This is a genomic window from Rubripirellula lacrimiformis, assembly GCF_007741535.1.
Lineage (GTDB): Bacteria > Planctomycetota > Planctomycetia > Pirellulales > Pirellulaceae > Rubripirellula > Rubripirellula lacrimiformis.
This window is the reverse complement of sequence record NZ_CP036525.1, coordinates 306,689-323,633: the sequence shown is the minus strand read 5'-3', so window position 1 is coordinate 323,633 and position 16,945 is coordinate 306,689. Positions and strand designations below refer to the sequence as shown.

Annotated in this window: 9 protein-coding genes; 8 read left to right on the top strand and 1 reads right to left on the bottom strand. The window is 58.6% G+C overall.

From position 1 onward, the window contains the following. Window positions 1–41 precede the first annotated feature (41 nt). Both K227x_RS01150 and K227x_RS01145 read left to right on the top strand, forming a co-directional pair. Window positions 42–1,280: an endonuclease/exonuclease/phosphatase family protein gene (locus K227x_RS01150; protein ID WP_218933674.1), complete on the top strand. Its 1,239-nt coding sequence runs from the start codon at window positions 42–44 to the stop codon at window positions 1,278–1,280. Next, window positions 1,277–2,551 carry a glycosyltransferase gene (locus K227x_RS01145; protein WP_246146421.1) on the top strand — a complete coding sequence of 425 codons (1,275 nt, stop codon included), beginning with the start codon at window positions 1,277–1,279 and terminating at the stop codon, window positions 2,549–2,551. The genes K227x_RS01150 and K227x_RS01145 overlap by 4 nt, the downstream gene beginning before the upstream one ends. Window positions 2,552–2,903: 352 nt before the next feature. Here K227x_RS01145 and K227x_RS01140 read toward each other — a convergent pair whose 3' ends face one another. Then, window positions 2,904–3,701: a TlpA family protein disulfide reductase gene (locus K227x_RS01140; RefSeq protein WP_145167693.1), complete on the bottom strand. Its 798-nt coding sequence runs from the start codon at window positions 3,699–3,701 to the stop codon at window positions 2,904–2,906. A 351-nt stretch (window positions 3,702–4,052) separates the two neighbouring features. On the opposite strand from K227x_RS01140, the gene K227x_RS01135 reads away from it, so the two are divergent. The 6 genes from K227x_RS01135 to K227x_RS01110 all read left to right on the top strand — a co-directional run bounded on the left by K227x_RS01135 (window position 4,053) and on the right by K227x_RS01110 (window position 16,857). Then, a complete protein-coding gene (locus tag K227x_RS01135) occupies window positions 4,053–4,682 on the top strand; it encodes a sigma-70 family RNA polymerase sigma factor (RefSeq protein ID WP_246146420.1) in 630 nt (209 codons plus the stop codon). A 105-nt stretch (window positions 4,683–4,787) separates the two neighbouring features. Next, window positions 4,788–7,124: a serine/threonine-protein kinase gene (locus tag K227x_RS01130; protein WP_145167691.1), complete on the top strand. Its 2,337-nt coding sequence runs from the start codon at window positions 4,788–4,790 to the stop codon at window positions 7,122–7,124. 855 nt (window positions 7,125–7,979) lie between these two features. Then, entirely contained in the window at window positions 7,980–9,233 is a 1,254-nt protein-coding gene (locus K227x_RS01125; RefSeq protein WP_145167690.1) for an efflux RND transporter periplasmic adaptor subunit, read from the top strand. Window positions 9,234–9,361: 128 nt separating this feature from the next. Then, window positions 9,362–12,871, top strand: a complete 3,510-nt coding sequence (locus K227x_RS01120) for an efflux RND transporter permease subunit (RefSeq protein WP_145167689.1) — start codon at window positions 9,362–9,364, stop codon at window positions 12,869–12,871. Window positions 12,872–13,381: 510 nt separating this feature from the next. Beyond that, window positions 13,382–14,830 (top strand): TolC family protein, encoded by a 1,449-nt coding sequence (locus tag K227x_RS01115; RefSeq protein ID WP_246146419.1) that lies wholly within the window; start codon window positions 13,382–13,384, stop codon window positions 14,828–14,830. Between the two features lie 1,094 nt (window positions 14,831–15,924). Then, window positions 15,925–16,857: a PepSY domain-containing protein gene (locus K227x_RS01110; protein WP_145167687.1), complete on the top strand. Its 933-nt coding sequence runs from the start codon at window positions 15,925–15,927 to the stop codon at window positions 16,855–16,857. Window positions 16,858–16,945: the final 88 nt, after the last annotated feature.

The window sequence follows — 16,945 nt, the reverse complement described above, 5'->3', positions numbered from 1 at the left end:
AGCTTTCTTGTCCAACGCGTTCCATTCGCCTTCGATCCGATATGACCACCACGAAAACCAGTCGCATTGTTCGCCTGATCCTGTCGGTTGCGTTTTTGTTCGCGGGGTCAATGGCCAACCTAGCGATGGCCGACGAAACGTTCGCATCCGGTGACGAACGAAGCACCGATGGCGAGACGAATGATAGCCCGATTCGGTTGGCGACCTACAATGCTTCGCTATACGGGAAAGAATCAGGTCAGATCCATCAACGGCTTGCCGATGGAATCGATTCGCAAGCGTCCAAGATCGCGGCGATCGTGCAAACTGTCCGCCCCGACATCCTGCTGATCAACGAAATCGATCACGATTCCGATTCAGCAACCGCAAAACTTTTGGCACAGCGTTTCTTTGCGGTAGGCCAGGACGACCGGAAACCGATCCTCTATCCCTACGTTTATTCGGCGCCTAGCAACACGGGGATTCCCTCTCGATTGGATTTGGATGGCGACGGAAAGACCACCGGCCCTGGGGACGCGTGGGGATTTGGTGTTTACCCAGGCCAGTATTCGATGGCGGTGTTCAGCCGATTCCCGATCGAATTCGACAAGATCCGAACCTTTGGGAATCTGCTTTGGCGAGACCTGCCCGGCGCCCTTCGACCGATCGTCCCCAGCACCCGAGCACCGTTCCACGACGACGCCATTTGGAACCAATTGCGATTGTCTAGCAAGAACCATATCGACGTCCCCGTGCGTGTTGGCGATCGCGTTATCCATGTGCTGGCTTGCCATCCAACGCCGCCGGTGTTTGATGGACCAGAGGACCGCAATGGATGCCGCAATCATGATGAAATCCAGTTCTGGAATGAATACACCCAGAACCCCACCGCCGACTTTCTGGTCGACGACCAGGGTCGCCGTGGCGGATTGCCCAAGTCGGAAACGTTTTTCATCGCAGGCGATTTGAACAGTGACCCGGTCGATGGTGACAGCCGCAGTGACGCCATCGTTGCACTGCTGGACAACCCACGATTGATGGATCCTCAACCACCAAGCGAAGGTGGCCGCCAAGCTGCGGGAGGATCTCGGCTGCGAAGTCCGGCGCGGGGAGTTCCCGATCTGGACACGGCCAGTTTTGGACGCAGCGGAAACATGCGAATCGATTATCTGTTGCCCAGTCGCGATTTTGTGGTTCGTCACGCCGCGGTCTTTTGGCCGCCCCCGACCGATCCCCGTCATGCTTGGGTCACCGCCAGCGACCACCGCATGGTGTGGGTCGAAGTCGAGCGTCCCCAGTGAACGACCAACCCCATGACAACACGCGCGGCGCCGGCGAAGCAAAACCGGGCGACGTCCCCCGCCAACCCATTCGCGTGATGCTGATGATCAGTTCCATGCGAGGCGGCGGAAGCGAACAACAAACCCTGCTGATGCTGCGGCACCTCGACCGCGCGCGATTCACACCGCACCTGTACCTGCTAGAACGAACCGGCGACCTGCTGGACCAAGTCCCGGGCGACGTGGTCATCCATTCGCTTGACGATGCCAAGCCGAACCGGGGAATGTATTTTCCCGGCCGAGAGTTTCGCCGGCAGGTTCGTCATCTAAAATCTGTGCTGCGCGATCAATCGATCGACGTGATCTATGATCGCACGTTCCATATGTCGATGATCGCCGGCCCGGCTGCACGGTCGATCGGAATCCCGCGAGTCTCGACGATTGTCAGCCCACCGGACCACGCGCTGCCACTGGTCGAAACCCGCTTCGTCGCCGCCAAACGGCGGCGACTGGCCACCGCCTATCGAAACGCTTTTCGGATCATCGCCGTCAGCCGCCAAGCCGGCCAATCGGCACAGCGATATTACAGAATCCGAAACCAAACCATCGAAGTCATCCCCAACCCGGTCGATTGCAGCGCTGTTCGGGCCGCATCGACCCCCGCACCAACCGCGTCATCCAACGCACCATCGGTCGATTCGGGATCGGGCGACGCGGCGTCGTCAGTCATTTCGCTGGTTTGCGTAGGACGAATGACCACCGAAAAGGGACATCGCGATCTGTTGGATGCGATGATCGATCTGGAATCCCGGACGCCCGATCAACTTCCGACGATCCGATTGCAGTTGATCGGCGATGGCCCGCTTCGTTCACAACTGGAATCCCTGTGGTCGGCTGCACCGCGGCGGCACCAAATCGAATTCATCGGGCGGGTTCCCAATCCAGCACCTTGGATCGCGGCGGCCGACGGATTGGTACTGCCGTCGCACTTCGAAGGCATGCCCAACGTGGTGCTGGAATCGATGGCCCTGGGAACGCCCGTCATCGCCACTCGCAGCGGCGGCACGATCGAATTGGAACAGGACGAACCGACGATCCAATGGGCAGAAGCCAAATCTCCCGCTTCGCTCGCCCAGGCCATCGCAACCTTCATCGCCGATCCGGCGGCGGCCGCCGAACGGGTCGCCGCGGCTCATCGTTTGATCGATCGATGCCACGATGTCAGCACCACCATCCGCCGAATCGAATCGATCTTGGTGGACGCGGCGTCGATCCATACAGCTAGCCGATAAATTCCGCTGGTACTCGGCAATGCACCGGAGCCACTCCCCGTCTCCCGATTCCGCAAGCGTTTCTTGGGCTGGTCTCCGCAGCGGACCTGGCCAACGGTTTGCCGATTCCGTCGGCCGTGATCGCGTGAGCGGCCGGGAGTCCCCCCAATGCCCAATGCCCAATGCCCATGGCCTCACGGCCAGCGGCTTACCATTGCCGTTGCAAGCTCGACTAAATCAACAGACCGCCAACGGTTTCGGCCGATGGATCTGGGATCACCGAAAGTTTTGGCAACTTTCGCTACGAAATGTTTTCCGGCGTTTCCGATGAATGCAGCGCATCGAAAGCAGGATCCCGACAGTTTCGAGGCGTTTAGCCGGAAATCTTTTCCAATAGCGGCAGGATGTCTTTCTGGTAGGTGAACCCCAGCGTATCGCCAGCGTCGACAAACTTTTGGATCTGTTTGCCGTCGGCATCAAAGATCAGCACGGAAGGGATCGAATCGATATCGGCCGCCGCATACACATCGTCACTGGGGGTGCTGCAGATGTAGGCGGGAAAACCGCCGCCACCGACGCTGGCCAAGAAGGTCGTCACTTGGTCCAAGTAATGTTCGGGAGGCCGGCTCTTGCGGCCATCGAAATCCAGATTGACAGCAACACACTGAATTTTCCCGCCGGTCTCCTGATGCAGTCGCACCAGTTCAGGGAACTCTTTCAAGCAAGGTTCACAAGACAGCGACCACAGATCGACCACGGTGATCTTGCCGCTGGTCGATACTCGCGATCGGACTTCGTCCCAAGTCGCATATTGCACTTCGGGCGATCCACCTGCCGGTGACGCAGGGCCGGTCGATGATTGGCTATTGGGGCTGACGTCGGCGGGCATTTCGAAGCCGCCCGGGGCGGGTGCTGAATTGGACGATTCCGGTTGGCCGGCCGGGCTGACGTCCGCTGGAAATTCAATTCCACCGGGCGCTTCGACAATCTCCGCCACCTCGGCACCGTCACCGGGATCGGCGGCGGGAGCTGGGGTCGTGGATCCTGCCAAATCGCCCGCTGGGGGTGGAGCATCGGAACCGCTGCCCGAACTGCTGCTGCCGCCGCAGCCGGCGCAGACGCTCAATGCAAGCACGGTGACTGCCAGGGCGACCGATTTGGCGCCCCCCATCTGAATCCTGAGTACCAAAGTGTGAAAATTCCGTGTGTTTGAGTGCGTGAGCATCCGTTTTCCTTTGAAGCAGCTTGGAGACATTTCCATTGACTCGCATCGAGGAATGAATATAGCGGCCGCCGGGAATCCATGCCGGACTGTCCTGTATTCCTGCCCGATCGATGTTCCGGGCCGTCACCGGCCAGCGTGATCGACTAGATTGTAGGCTGTCCCTGCGTTTGCGCAGGCTTGAATCACCGGCAATGATTCGAAACATCGATCATTGTAGGCATGGACCGGCCTCGGCGGCCAACGGAAAGCGTGTCACCGTCAGCCTGCCCCGTTTTCTCTCTGGTAAGAATCGCGATCGTGGACGGCAATCTGTCAACGACACAATTGGTCATCGCCTCCAAACGAGGTGACAACGAAGCCCTCGGTCGGCTGCTGGAACAGTACCGCGGGTATCTGATCATGCTTGCGCATCGATACCTGTCCGAGCGACTTCGCCGGCGTGTCGATCCGTCCGACATCGTGCAGCTGACTTTTCTGGAAGCGAAACGGGACCTGCCTGGATTTCGCGGCGAAACGCCAGCCGAGTTCGCGGGCTGGTTACGAGGAATGTTGAAGAACAACGTCGCCACCGCCGTGACCCGGCACGTGACGACTCAGAAACGGTCGCTGAAACGAGAGGTGCATGTTGCTCCCGCTTCGCCCAACCAGGACTCGGGCGCCGGTTGGCTAGGACAACTACCCGGCAGCACGACCAGCCCCAGCGGCGTCGCCATCCGCAGCGAAGCTGTCTTGGCCCTGGTCGAAGCCCTGCACCAGCTGCCCGAAACGCAGGCCGAAGCGATCCGGCTGCGGTACATGGAAGGACTGCCGCTAGCGGAAATCGTCGAACGCATGGGCAAATCCGACACGGCTGTCGCGGGTCTGCTGAAACGAGGACTCCAGAAACTGCGGACCCTTTTGACCGCTGATGACTGCCCATGGTTTTAGGTTTCCAGGAAACCCAACGACCGATTCACCACGGCCCGCGCCTCGTCCGCCCCCGTCTTTGGCCTATTGCTTTGAACCACCCCGATTGCCGCAAAGCCCAAACCGATGGCTGATCAGCCGAAATCCGACAAACCGCCGAATCCCGATGCTGCGTCCAACGCCGCGGTGCCCGATTCCCAGGGCGCGGACGCCGTGGCTGCCGATCCCGTCGACACGGCCTTTGCCGCGTACCTGCGTGGATGTGACGAAGGCCAACTGGACAGCCGCGAAGACTTCTTGGCCCAATACCCCGAGATTTCGGCACAGCTGAAAGAACTGATCGATGCGGCCGACCTGATCGGCCAGATGACGATGGGCAATATCCAATCCCCCAAGTCGGTCCACGACCCGTCGTACGATTTTTCTGTCGGCACGGCCACGCCCCATCGCCAGCCGACTCAGACCCGGCCCACCCTGGATCTGCCGCCGCAAGGATTCGCGGGCGACGACGAAACGGTCGCGTTGCACACCCCCGGCCCCGGCGAATCGGGCGACGACCCGGCCGTCACTCTGCCGATGTCCAACCGGCAAAAAGGCGACCCCGGCCCCACCCTGCCCTTTGACCTGGGCGATTACCTGTTGCTGGAAGTCATCGGTCGCGGCGGGATGGGGATCGTCTACCGAGCCAAACAACGTGAACTCGATCGATTGGTCGCGGTCAAAATGATCCGCAGTGGGATCCTTGCCGGTGAAGGCGAGGTCAAACGGTTCTACACCGAAGCCCAAGCCGCCGCCCGACTTCACCACCCCGGCATCGTTTCGGTTCACCAGTTCGGACAACGAGCGGGACACCACTTTTTTTCGATGGAGTTCGTTCGCGGAACCGACCTACAAAAGAAGATCAACGGCGAAACACTGTCGATTCGCGACGCGGCCCGATACGTGCGAGATGTCGCTCGCGCGATTCACCATGCGCACGAAAAAGGAGTCCTGCACCGCGACCTGAAACCGGCCAACGTGTTGATCAACGAATCGGACCAAGTCCTAGTGACCGACTTTGGCCTGGCCAAACACATGGACAACGACAGCAGTGTTACCGGCAGCGGCGATGCGATTGGTACGCCGCACTACATGGCCCCCGAACAGGCCCAGGGCGAAAGCGAGCATGCGGATCAACAAAGCGATGTGTACGCGCTCGGTGCGATCCTGTTCGCAGCACTGACCGGACGACCGCCGATCGTGGCCGACACGATCATGCAAACTTTGGTCAAAGTCATTCATGAACCTGCACCGCCCGTCCGCTCGCTACGTCCCGATGCTCCGTACGACCTGCAAACGATCATTGCGAAGTGCTTGGAAAAGCAACCCAGCAAACGATACGAGTCGGCAGCGGCCCTAGCGGATGAACTGGATGCGTTCCTGGACGGACGCCCGATCATGGCCCGTCCAAGATCGATCGCGATCAAGGCTTGGCATTGGCTCGAAGGCGTGCCCCTGGTCGCTGCGCTTAGCGGACGTCGCATGCTTCATTCCTCGGATCAACATCGGCGGTTCCAAGCCGGGATGCTGTTGCTGTTGCTGATCTCGCCTATCTTCGCCGCCGGACTGGCCACCCTTTGGAATCAGCACAAACAAGCGATGCCACCATCGATTCGCATCGCCGGCGGATTGACCAATGGCATCTATTCGAATCTTTCCACCGAATTGGCCCAGCGGATCATGGCCAAACACGCGGTCCAGACCGAGATCGTGTCCAGCAACGGCTCGCTGGACAATCGGACGCAACTCTTGAATTACCAGGTCGACCTGGCTCCGCTGCAAGCCACTGCCATCAACGGAGACCAGCTGTGTGTTGTCGCTCCGCTGTTCTATGAAGTCCTATACGTCCTAGCAAAAACCGAATCCGTCATCGTCTCGCTAGACGACATCGCGGGGCACCCCGTCGCGGTGGGTGCGCAAGGCAGTGGTTCGCGCGCGACCGCAGAACTGGTGTTCGATTCACTGAACCTAAACAACGAAACGGTTCGTCGGGTTGTGATGGCGTGGGAAAAATTGGACGACCCGCAAGCACCCGATGTGGCAATGATCTGCATCGGCCGTGGCAGCCCCATCGTGACACAGTTGCTTGACAGTGGACGATGGCGTTTGATCCCGGTCCCGCAGGGGATTCAAATCGCGTTGCAGCACCCGACGCTGCGGCCCATGACGATCGAAACCAGCGACCATCCCGGGATCCAACTCCCCCCGACCGGCGTCCCGACATTGGGCACCACCGCATTCCTTGCCGCCCGGCACGACACGCCGTCCGAATTGGTGACCGAGGTTCTGCATGCGTTGTACCTTCCGCCCGAACCGTGCTTGGGTCTGATCCCCCGACGACGCGCCGCCGAATGGCAAGGCCTAGCCTTCCACCCCGCGGCAAGAAAGTTTTACGGCACCACCGAAGTCGATCCATCGCCCTAACGTTCCCTCGGAAACGATTCGTGCCGGGCGACGGCAGGTACCGGGTGCCGGAATACTGATGCCATCGACGGGGTAGCTCTAACAGGTCATCGCCACGATCAGCCGATCAGCCGATCGGTCGATCGGTCGATCGGTCGATCAACTTCCCGTTTTCTAGCCGCAAAGCGTCGATGGCCTACTGACGGTAGCCTTGGCCGACCGGTGCCATTGGGCAGCGATCGGAGCCGAGGGGCCAGAGTCAGGTTCCATCAATCCATACCGATGGTCGGTGACCGGGGCCGGGGTCCGGTGACCGGGGCCGGGGGTCGGGGGCCGGGGGGGGGGGGCGGCCAAAGTCTGCAGACTTCGGTCGGGCCCGCCGCGAACAGAAACGCTGCGGCTAAAAATTCTTTGTAGGCCTCTATTGCCGCCGCTGGATGGCGGCCGGACAGCGCCGCCAACCATAGCCCTGAACTGGGTTTACGCGTGCCCAACCAACTGCTGCCCGACGTCGTTGTGACGTCGTTGTGTCGCGTCCTATCGCGGCTGTGCAAACGTGCTTGGCCCGCGTTTTGCGTTTGCACCCAACGCAATGGAGATTTCGCTTGGCGTATCCACGATCCGCCAAGCGAAATCAGCGAGTTTTCCTTTTGATTCCCCGGCCCAGCAGCGATTCCCAGGGCGTCTTCGTTTCAGAAACAACGGAAACCGGAGCACGCAAATTTTTGCCGACCACGCAATTCCTTGCAGGCCTAGCATCCACTCCATCTTCCGCGGCGGTAAACGGTGCCACGGAAATCAGCAAGCACTTTCGAGTCAACCATCACTGCGGCCACGCCACGGTTGCCACAGTCCCAATAGAGAAGCAGTCACATCATGAAACCCCTACCGCTACCAACGCTGGTCATCGTTCTGATCGGTTCCGTTCTGTTGCCCGCATGTGATCAGGCGTCCGTGCTGAAAGAACAGTATTTCAGCAGCACCGCCGAAGCACATGAGATTGCACAACACGGCGATCCAAAGCATGGCGATGGCGAACACAGTGCCGAGGCGCACGGCGACCACGGTCATGACGGTGGTGAGCATGCCGGTAGCCAACATGAAGGCGCAGCGCACGAGAGTGGCGAACACGCGTTGCACAAGATTGTCGTCACCAACCCGTTGGCCAAGGATGTTGTCACCACCCAACCCTACGTCAGCCAAATCCATTCATGGCGACACATCGAAGTTCGTGCGTTGGAGGGCGGATACCTCGAAAAAATCGCGGTCCAGGAAGGACAAACGGTCAACAAGGGCGATGTGATCTTCCAGATCCTACCCACGCTCTATCAAGCCAGGCTGGATGCGGAGTTGGCCGAGGCGCAGTTGGCACAAATCGAACTTCAAAACACTCAAAAACTGTTTCAGCAGAACATCGTTTCGCAACCCGAAGTCGCCCTAGCCAACGCGAAACTTGCGAAGGTTCTAGCCCAAGTCAAACTGACCCAGGCCGAACTGGACTTTGCCACCATCAAAGCACCGTTCGGTGGCATTGTCGACAAACAACACGAACAACTGGGAAGCCTGATCGCCGAAGGTGACGTGCTGACGACGTTGTCGGACAACAGCACGATGTGGGTCTATTTCAATGTCCCCGAAGCCCGATACCTGGCCTACGAAGCGGACCCGAACAAGGACGATGTCAAAGTCGAACTGATGCTGGCCGACGGGAACAAGTTTCCCTATGCCGGCAAGATCGGTGCGGTCGAAGCAGATTTCAATAACGAAACCGGGAACATCGCATTTCGCGGCGACTTCCCAAACCCGCAGCGTCTGCTGCGACATGGCCAGACCGGCACCGTGCTGCTTAGCCGCGTCGCGAAAGGCGCCGTGGTGATTCCGCAGCGAGCGACCTTCGAAATCCTGGCCAAGAAATACGCTTACGTCGTCGACGATGACAACATCGTGCATCAACGCGAGATCGTCATCCAGAGCGAACAGGACGACATTTTCCTGATCAAAGAAGGTCTTCATCCGAGCGACAAAATCGTGCTCGAAGGTATTCGTCAGGTACGTGACGGCGAGAAAGTGGAATACGAATACGAAGCGCCCCAGGACGTGCTTGCCCACCTGAAGTACCACGCGGAATAACGCTGATCGAAGCGACCGCGATTCCGCAGCAAAACCTGCGGCCAGCACCGCTGGCATACGCGAACCACATCATCCAGGTGTCGTTCGACCCATCAAAATCCGTACCCGCCCAAGCGTCGATCTGATCCATGTTCGCGAAAATCCTGCACCGGCCAGCACTGGCCATCGTTCTGTCGCTGCTGATCCTGTTCATGGGCGGATTGGCGATCAGCACGCTGCCCATTTCACAGTTCCCCACCGTCGCACCGCCCAGCGTGCGTGTCTCGGTTTCGTATCCGGGAGCCAGTGCCAAAATCTTGATCGATTCGACGATGGTGATTCTGGAACAAGCCATCAACGGTGTCCCCAACATGCGATACATGATGGGCGACGCGACCAGTGCAGGTGAAGGAACGATCCAAATCGTTTTCGAACCCGGCACGGACCCCAACGTTGCCGTGATGAACGTCAACAACCGAGTCCAGATGGTCAAGAACAACCTGCCGCCGATCGTCGAGCGGGAGGGCATCATCGTGATGCAGAACATGACCAGCATGCTGATGTACGTGAACATCTTCAGCAACGATCCCGAGATGGATCAAAACTTTTTATACAACTACGCCACCGTCAACGTGCTGAACGAGATCAAACGGATTCCCGGCGTCGGTCGAGCCAGCATTTTGGGCAACCGTTCGTACGCCATGCGAGTCGAACTGAAACTGGACCGCATGCGTGCCTACGAACTGGACGCAGAAGACGTCATGGAAGCCTTGAACGACCAGAGCATGATCGGATCGCCCGGACGCTTGGGCCAGGCAACCGGCACCACTTCCCAAACGCTGGAATACGTGCTGACTTGGGTGGGACGCTACAAGACGCCGGAAGAATACAGCAAGATCATCTTGCGGGCCAATTCCGAAGGCCAGATCCTGCGTCTCGGCGATGTCGCGAACGTTTCACTCGGTTCATCTTTTTATGACCTGTACTCGGACATCGACGGATTGCCATCGGCTGCGATCGTGCTGAAACAGACCCCCGGATCCAACGCCGCGGACGTGATCGAACGGGTCAAAGAAAAGATCCAAGACATCAAAGAAGAGTCCTTCCCACCGGGGATGGACTACGCCGTCACCTACGACGTTTCGAACTTCCTGGACGCGTCGATCGAGAAAGTGCTGCATACATTGTTCGAAGCCTTCATCCTGGTTTCCTTGGTCGTCTTTCTGTTCCTCGGTGACGTCCGCAGTACTTTGATCCCCACACTAGCGGTTCCGGTGTCGCTGATCGGGACATTCTTTTTCATGCTGATGTTCGGCATGTCGATCAACCTGATCACTCTGTTCGCATTGGTGTTGGCGATCGGGGTGGTGGTCGACGACGCGATCGTGGTGGTCGAAGCGGTCCACGAAAAGATGCACACCAAACATCGAAGCCCGTACAAGGCGACCCAAGAGGTCATGCACGAAATCAGCGGGGCGATCATTGCGATCACCTTGGTGATGACAGCCGTGTTCATCCCGGTGACGTTCATGACCGGTCCGGTCGGCGTGTTCTATCGCCAGTTTGCGTTGACCATGGCGATGTCCATCGTCATCTCGGGCGTGGTCGCACTGACGCTGACACCCGTGTTGTGCGCGATGATTCTAAAGCCGCACGACGACCATGCCCCACAGCGTGGGTTGGTCGGATTCGTCAATCGATTTCTGGACAAGTACGCCGGCAAGTCCGCATTCATCCTGCATGGGCTGTTGACGGTGGTCCTAGGTCTTTGCGTCGGCGCCGGTGCCTACTATCTGCTGCACAATGAATTCGTTGACGAATTGGTGTCCGAGCAATTTGAACTGACGAAAAACAGAATGTGGGCAATGGTCGGCTCTGTCACGTTGATGGCGATTCTGACACTGCGAGCAACCTTCTCGGGTAGCGATGGCGGTCCTAAGAAACGCGGGCCACTGAGAATGTTTCTGCACCAGTTCGACATCGGGGTTGAAAAAGTAACAGGCGGTTACGCAGCGATGCTAAAGCGGATCGTCCCGCGGCGCCTGCTGACCATGTTGGTCATCGGCGGATTTGTCTATGGCATCCTGGCCGTCACGAAAGTGCTTCCCACTGGATTCATTCCGCTGGAGGACCAGGGCATGATCTATGGGATCGTACAGACGCCTCCGGGATCGACCCTGGAATACACCAACGCCAAGTGTCACGAACTGCAGGCGATCTGCGAAGAGATGGACGAGATCACGTCGGTGTCATCGATCGCTGGCTACGAAGTGTTGACCGAAGGCCGGGGATCCAATGCCGGAACCTGCATCATCAACCTGAAGAGTTGGGCGGATCGTGATCTGACGTCGAAACAGATCATCGAAGAACTGGAGCAGCGCGGAACCGACATCGCCAACGTGAAGCTGGAATTTTTTGAACCACCCGCGGTTCCGGGGTTCGGTGCGGCCGGCGGATTCTCGGTGAACTTGTTGGACAAGACCAACAGTGGCGACTACGTCGCGCTGGGCGAAGAAACCGACAAGTTCATGGCAGCCTTGGGGAAACGCAAAGAACTGAAAGGTCTGTTTACGTTTTTTGCCGCCAACTATCCGCAATACGAAATCGTTATCGACAACGATGTTGCCATGCAGAAAGGTGTCTCGATTCGCGATGCGATGGACAACCTTTCCATCGTTGTCGGCAGCACCTGGGAACAAGGATTCGTTCGGTTTGGCCAGTTCTATAAAGTCTATGTTCAAGCGGCACCCGAGTTCCGGAGGTATCCCGAGGACTTGGACAATATGTTCGTCAAGAACGAAGACGGCGAAATGGTTCCGTACTCGGCGTTCATGAAGATCGTCAAGAAGCAGGGGCTGAACGAAATCAGTCGCTACAACCTTTACCCGACCGCACCCATCCAAGGCGCACCGGCCAAAGGTTACAGCAGCGGCGAAGCCATTGCGGCGATCAAAGAAGTTGCTGCCGAAACGTTGCCCAACGGGTTCGACATCGATTGGCGAGGACTGGCTTATGACGAAGCCAACGCGGGGAATACGGCGGTCTATATCTTTTTGATCGTGGTGATCTTTGTGTACATGGTTTTGGTGGGCCAGTACGAAAGTTTCCTGTTGCCACTGGCTGTGATCACGTCCTTGCCGGTTGGGATCTTTGGCGCCTTTGGGATGCTGAAGTTGATGGGATTGTCGAACGATGTTTATTGCCAAATCGGGCTGGTCATGCTGGTCGGTCTGCTCGGCAAGAACGCGATTTTGATCATCGAGTTTGCCGTCCAGCGACACCATGACGGGCTATCGATCATGGATGCGGCCATCGAGGGCGGACGATTGCGATTCCGTCCGATTCTGATGACCTCGTTCGCGTTCATCGTGGGAATGATTCCCCTGGTCCGTGCTACCGGCGCCGGCGCGATCGGCAACCGCACGATCGGCACGACCGCAGCCGGCGGGATGCTGGTCGGTACCCTGATCGGCGTCCTGGTGATTCCGGGACTCTATTACATGTTCGCGAAGCTAGCCGACGGCAAGAAACTGCTGAAAGACCACACCGACCAACCGCTCAGCGAGCGACTCGAACACCACGCCCAACTTCCCCACGAATCCCCACTCCCACACGGATCCCCACTCCCACACGGATCCCAGCCCCCGCACGAAGCCTGAACCTGCGGCGCCCAATCGACCAGCAATGCTAGCATTCCCCGGTCGTCCTCGCCTCCACGGCTACATTTGACGGAGTTTTCCGCCAAGTTTCCGCATGCGCAATAGTCAAAATGCACAGTCTGCGGGCGATGCGCATTTTGCGATATTTATTGCCGCTAGGGATAAAGGCTAGCCAGCTGAACCGACGATGGGAGGAACAGAATCGATCGTTTGCGTGACGAAAGTGGCGTGGTGAAGTTCATTTCACCGGTTCACCGACCGCCAGCGATACGAGACCAGTGCAACCACCGTCGATCACTCCACACGACCAGTCAGGATGACTTGTCGGATCATGGGCAGCCTGGTTACGAACGACCGGTAGTGACAGGTTTGACCCACACGGAAGTGGTCGGCACCAGGAGCTGTAGATCCTGGACCAGGACGTCAAGGAATAGACGCATGTCCCCATTAGTGAATCGCCCAAACGGAGCGCGACTCCATCGCCTTCTATCGAGTGCAATCGTTTCGAGCTTGCTGTTGATTCTGCCGGCGTGCTCCATTCCCCAGCTACGTCGTGCTTCACCGGCGGCCGCGCGGCCGGAGAGTTTCCACGGGACCACCAACCTGGAAGGCGAGGCGACGACCGCCGAGGATTCCAATGAGTTCGACAGTCTAGAGAACTCGGCTCACATGGGCTGGTACGAATTCTTTGAAGATCCGATGTTGGCGGGTCTGATCGATCAAGCCATCGTCGGCAACCAAGAGCTGCGGATCTTGGCTCAAGAGATCCAGATCGCCAACAACGAAGTTCAGGCTCGCAGCGGGGAATACCTCCCGTTCGTGACGTTCGGAGCTGGCGCGGGAATCGAAAAGCCAGGTCAATACACGCGTGAAGGTGCGGTCGAAGACCAACTGGAAGTTCGCCCTGGCCAGGCCTTCCCCGAACCGCTGCCGGATTTCTTGGTCGCCACCAATCTGCGGTGGGAACTCGACATCTGGCGAAAGCTGCGCAACGCCAAAGACGCTGCATGCTTGCGCTACCTCGGCACACGTGACGGACAAAACTATGTCGTCACTCGCATGGTCGCCGAAGTTGCCGAGAACTACTACGAACTGTTGGCACTGGACAACCAATTGGCAACGCTCGATACGACGATCGAACTTCAGCAGAAGAGCTTGGAAACCGCCAAGGCGATGAAGGAACAGGCTCGCGGAACCGAACTGGCCGTTCAACGTTTCCAAGCCGAGGTTCACAAGAACGAGAGCGAGAAGCTGATCATCCAACAGCAAATCGTCGAAGCCGAAAACCGAATCAACTTTTTGCTTGGTCGTTATCCTCAACGCGTGGACCGGACCAATGTGGAGTACATCGATCTGAACCTGCACGCACTTAGCATCGGCGTGCCATCCCAACTGCTTCAGAATCGATCGGATATCCGGCAAGCCGAACGTGAACTGGGGGCCGCTGGCTTGGACATCAAGGTCGCACGCGCCCGCTTCTATCCATCGCTGGCGTTGAACGCTGGCGTCGGCTACCGAGCCTTTGATGCCAAGTATCTGTTCTCGACACCGGAATCGTTGATCTACAACGTTGCCGGTGACCTAGTGGCACCGCTGATCAACAAGAAAGCGATCAAGGCCGACTACCGCAGCGCGAACGCCAAACAGATTCAGGTCGTCTACAACTACCAACGCACGGTCCTGAACGCGTTCACCGAAGTCATCAACTACATGGCCAAAGTGGACAACTACGGCAAGAGCATCGAGATCAAGAAGCAACAATTGGCGTCATTGGAAGGTTCCGTCGACAGCGCCACCAAGCTGTTCCAAAATGCTCGCGGCGAATACCTGGACGTGCTGCTGTCCCAGCGTGACATGATGGAATCCAAGATGATCCTGATTGAAACCAAACAGGAGCAATTGGCAGCAACGGTCAAAGCCTATCAGGCTCTGGGCGGTGGCGGCACACTGGGTGGGTAAGACGGTGGCCAGGCGTCTTGCCAGGGAACCGAAGTTGGATTTGGCCGCACCTGTGCAGATAGTCGTCAGTCGCAACGCAATGCACTGGCTCTGTTCGTAGTACCGCCTTCAGGCAGAAACGGGGCCTGATATCTGCACCGCGTAGCGAAGGAAACGCCGGCTGAAGAGAGCGTCCAGTTTGCGACAGCCTCGGAGAGGCGAAAGCATCATGACGGTGGCCTCTGGCCACCGGACATGGCGTCCTCCAATGCTCTTCTCGGCCGGGCCGCCCTCAGGCGGCCCGGCCGAGAAGATCAAGATTGCGTCTGTCATCGTGAACCGCGGGGCACGCCCCACGGCAAAAAGCTGCCGCCGCTCCGCGGCTAAACGGAACGCTCTCTTCAGGCGGAAGCGGGCCCGCCTAGCAGTGCCGCGTCGCCGAGAAACGCCGGCTGAAGAGAGCGTCCAGTTTGCGACAGCCTCGGAGAGGCGAAAGCATCATGACGGTGGCCTCTGGCCACCGGATATGGCGTCCCCCAATGATCTTCTCGGCCGGGCCGCCCTCAAGCGGCCCGGCCGAGAAGAGCAAGATTGCGTCTGTCATCGTGAACCGTGGGGCACGCCCCACGGCAAAAAGCTGCCGCCGCTCCGCGGCTAAACGGAACGCTCTCTTCAAGCGGAAGCGGGCCCGCCTAGCGGCACCGCGTCGCCGAGAAACACCGGCTGGAGAGAGCGTCCAGTTTATGAAAGCCTCGGAGAGGCGAAAGCATCATGACGGTGGCCTCTGGCCACCGGACGTGGCATCCCCCAATGATCTTCTCGGCCGGGCCGCCCTCAGGCGGCCCGGCCGAGAAGGTCAAGATTGCGTCTGTGATCGTGAACCGTGGGGCACGCCCCGCGGCAAAAAGCTGCCGCCGCTCCACGGCTAAACGGAACGCTCTCTTCAAGCGGAAGCGGGCCCGCCTAGCAGCGCCGCGTCGCCAAAAAAATCCGGCTAAAGCCGGTACTACGAACGCAGTGACAAACCCGAACGTCCAACCGGGATACAACATACGGAAGTGGCAACTTGAGTCTGCCGCCACGCGATCCAGACGACGCTATCGATCGAAACACGAATGAACACGAACCCCACCCCCGCGACTCGCCGCCCACGCAAAGCCCGTGGACGGATCCTGATGCTGCTGCGCCGAATTCACCTGTATATCGGCCTGTTCCTGCTGCCCTGGGTCTTCTTGTACGGAATTACCGGAGCGATGCTGAACCACAATGGTCTGCTGCCCGAAATGGGTATCGCGCCGGTGCCAGCGGATCAGTTGACCGATACGGCCTGGGCGAATCTTCCATCGCAAACCGAAATGGCTCAGCAGGTCGTCGACGCGATACAACAAGCATCCCCCGACGCAAAGATCGAACTGGACACCAGCCATACGCCCCAGTACAGCAACGAATTGGTTCTGCAGTTCAACGGGTCGGGTGCCAAACACGCGGTCCATTTCGATCCGGGCGACAAGTCCGCGTGGGTGGCCACGCATTACAAAACCTCGGAACCCCTGGAACCGCTGCTCCGTGATGTCAAAAACATCGACATCACTCCCGATCCATTTCAGCTTGCCCAGCAGTCGGCGTCCGCTGTTTTGGAACGTGCGGGGATCACGGCGAGCGGCAAGCCGGAACCGCTGGGATGGACCAAGCTGAACTTTCTGGCCAGCGTCGATGGCGAACCGGTGCGAGTGACCTACGTGCTGCGGGATGGACACGTCGACATCACTCGGTTCACCGGTGACGACGGGTACTCGCCGCGAGCCTTCTTTGTGCGACTGCACACATCTCACGGACAACCTCCCCATTGGAACGGACGCCGATTCTGGTCGCTGTTCATCGATGCCATGGCGATCGCAATGGTCACCTGGGGCGTGACCGGACTGCTGATGTGGTGGCAAATCAAACGGACACGCCGAGTGGGCGGCATCGTGATCCTGTTGAGCGCCACCACCGCCGCGGTCATGTATTACAGCATGATGCACTTCTATGCGACCAACCAACTGTAACCCCCAACGTCCCGGCGGACAAAACGATGTTGCAATCGCAAAGTCCTCGGTGAATCAAGGCAGCCTGTGGGGTGTCGGTTACCACGTC

Excerpts from the sequence above, each read along its gene's own strand:
- K227x_RS01150 (WP_218933674.1), top strand. The coding sequence starts at position 42 with ATGACCACCACGAAAACCAGTCGCATTGTTCGCCTGATCCTGTCGGTT.
- K227x_RS01140 (WP_145167693.1), bottom strand. The coding sequence starts at position 3,701 with ATGGGGGGCGCCAAATCGGTCGCCCTGGCAGTCACCGTGCTTGCATTG.
- K227x_RS01130 (WP_145167691.1), top strand. The coding sequence starts at position 4,788 with ATGGCTGATCAGCCGAAATCCGACAAACCGCCGAATCCCGATGCTGCG.
- K227x_RS01125 (WP_145167690.1), top strand. The coding sequence starts at position 7,980 with ATGAAACCCCTACCGCTACCAACGCTGGTCATCGTTCTGATCGGTTCC.
- K227x_RS01120 (WP_145167689.1), top strand. The coding sequence starts at position 9,362 with ATGTTCGCGAAAATCCTGCACCGGCCAGCACTGGCCATCGTTCTGTCG.
- K227x_RS01110 (WP_145167687.1), top strand. The coding sequence starts at position 15,925 with ATGAACACGAACCCCACCCCCGCGACTCGCCGCCCACGCAAAGCCCGT.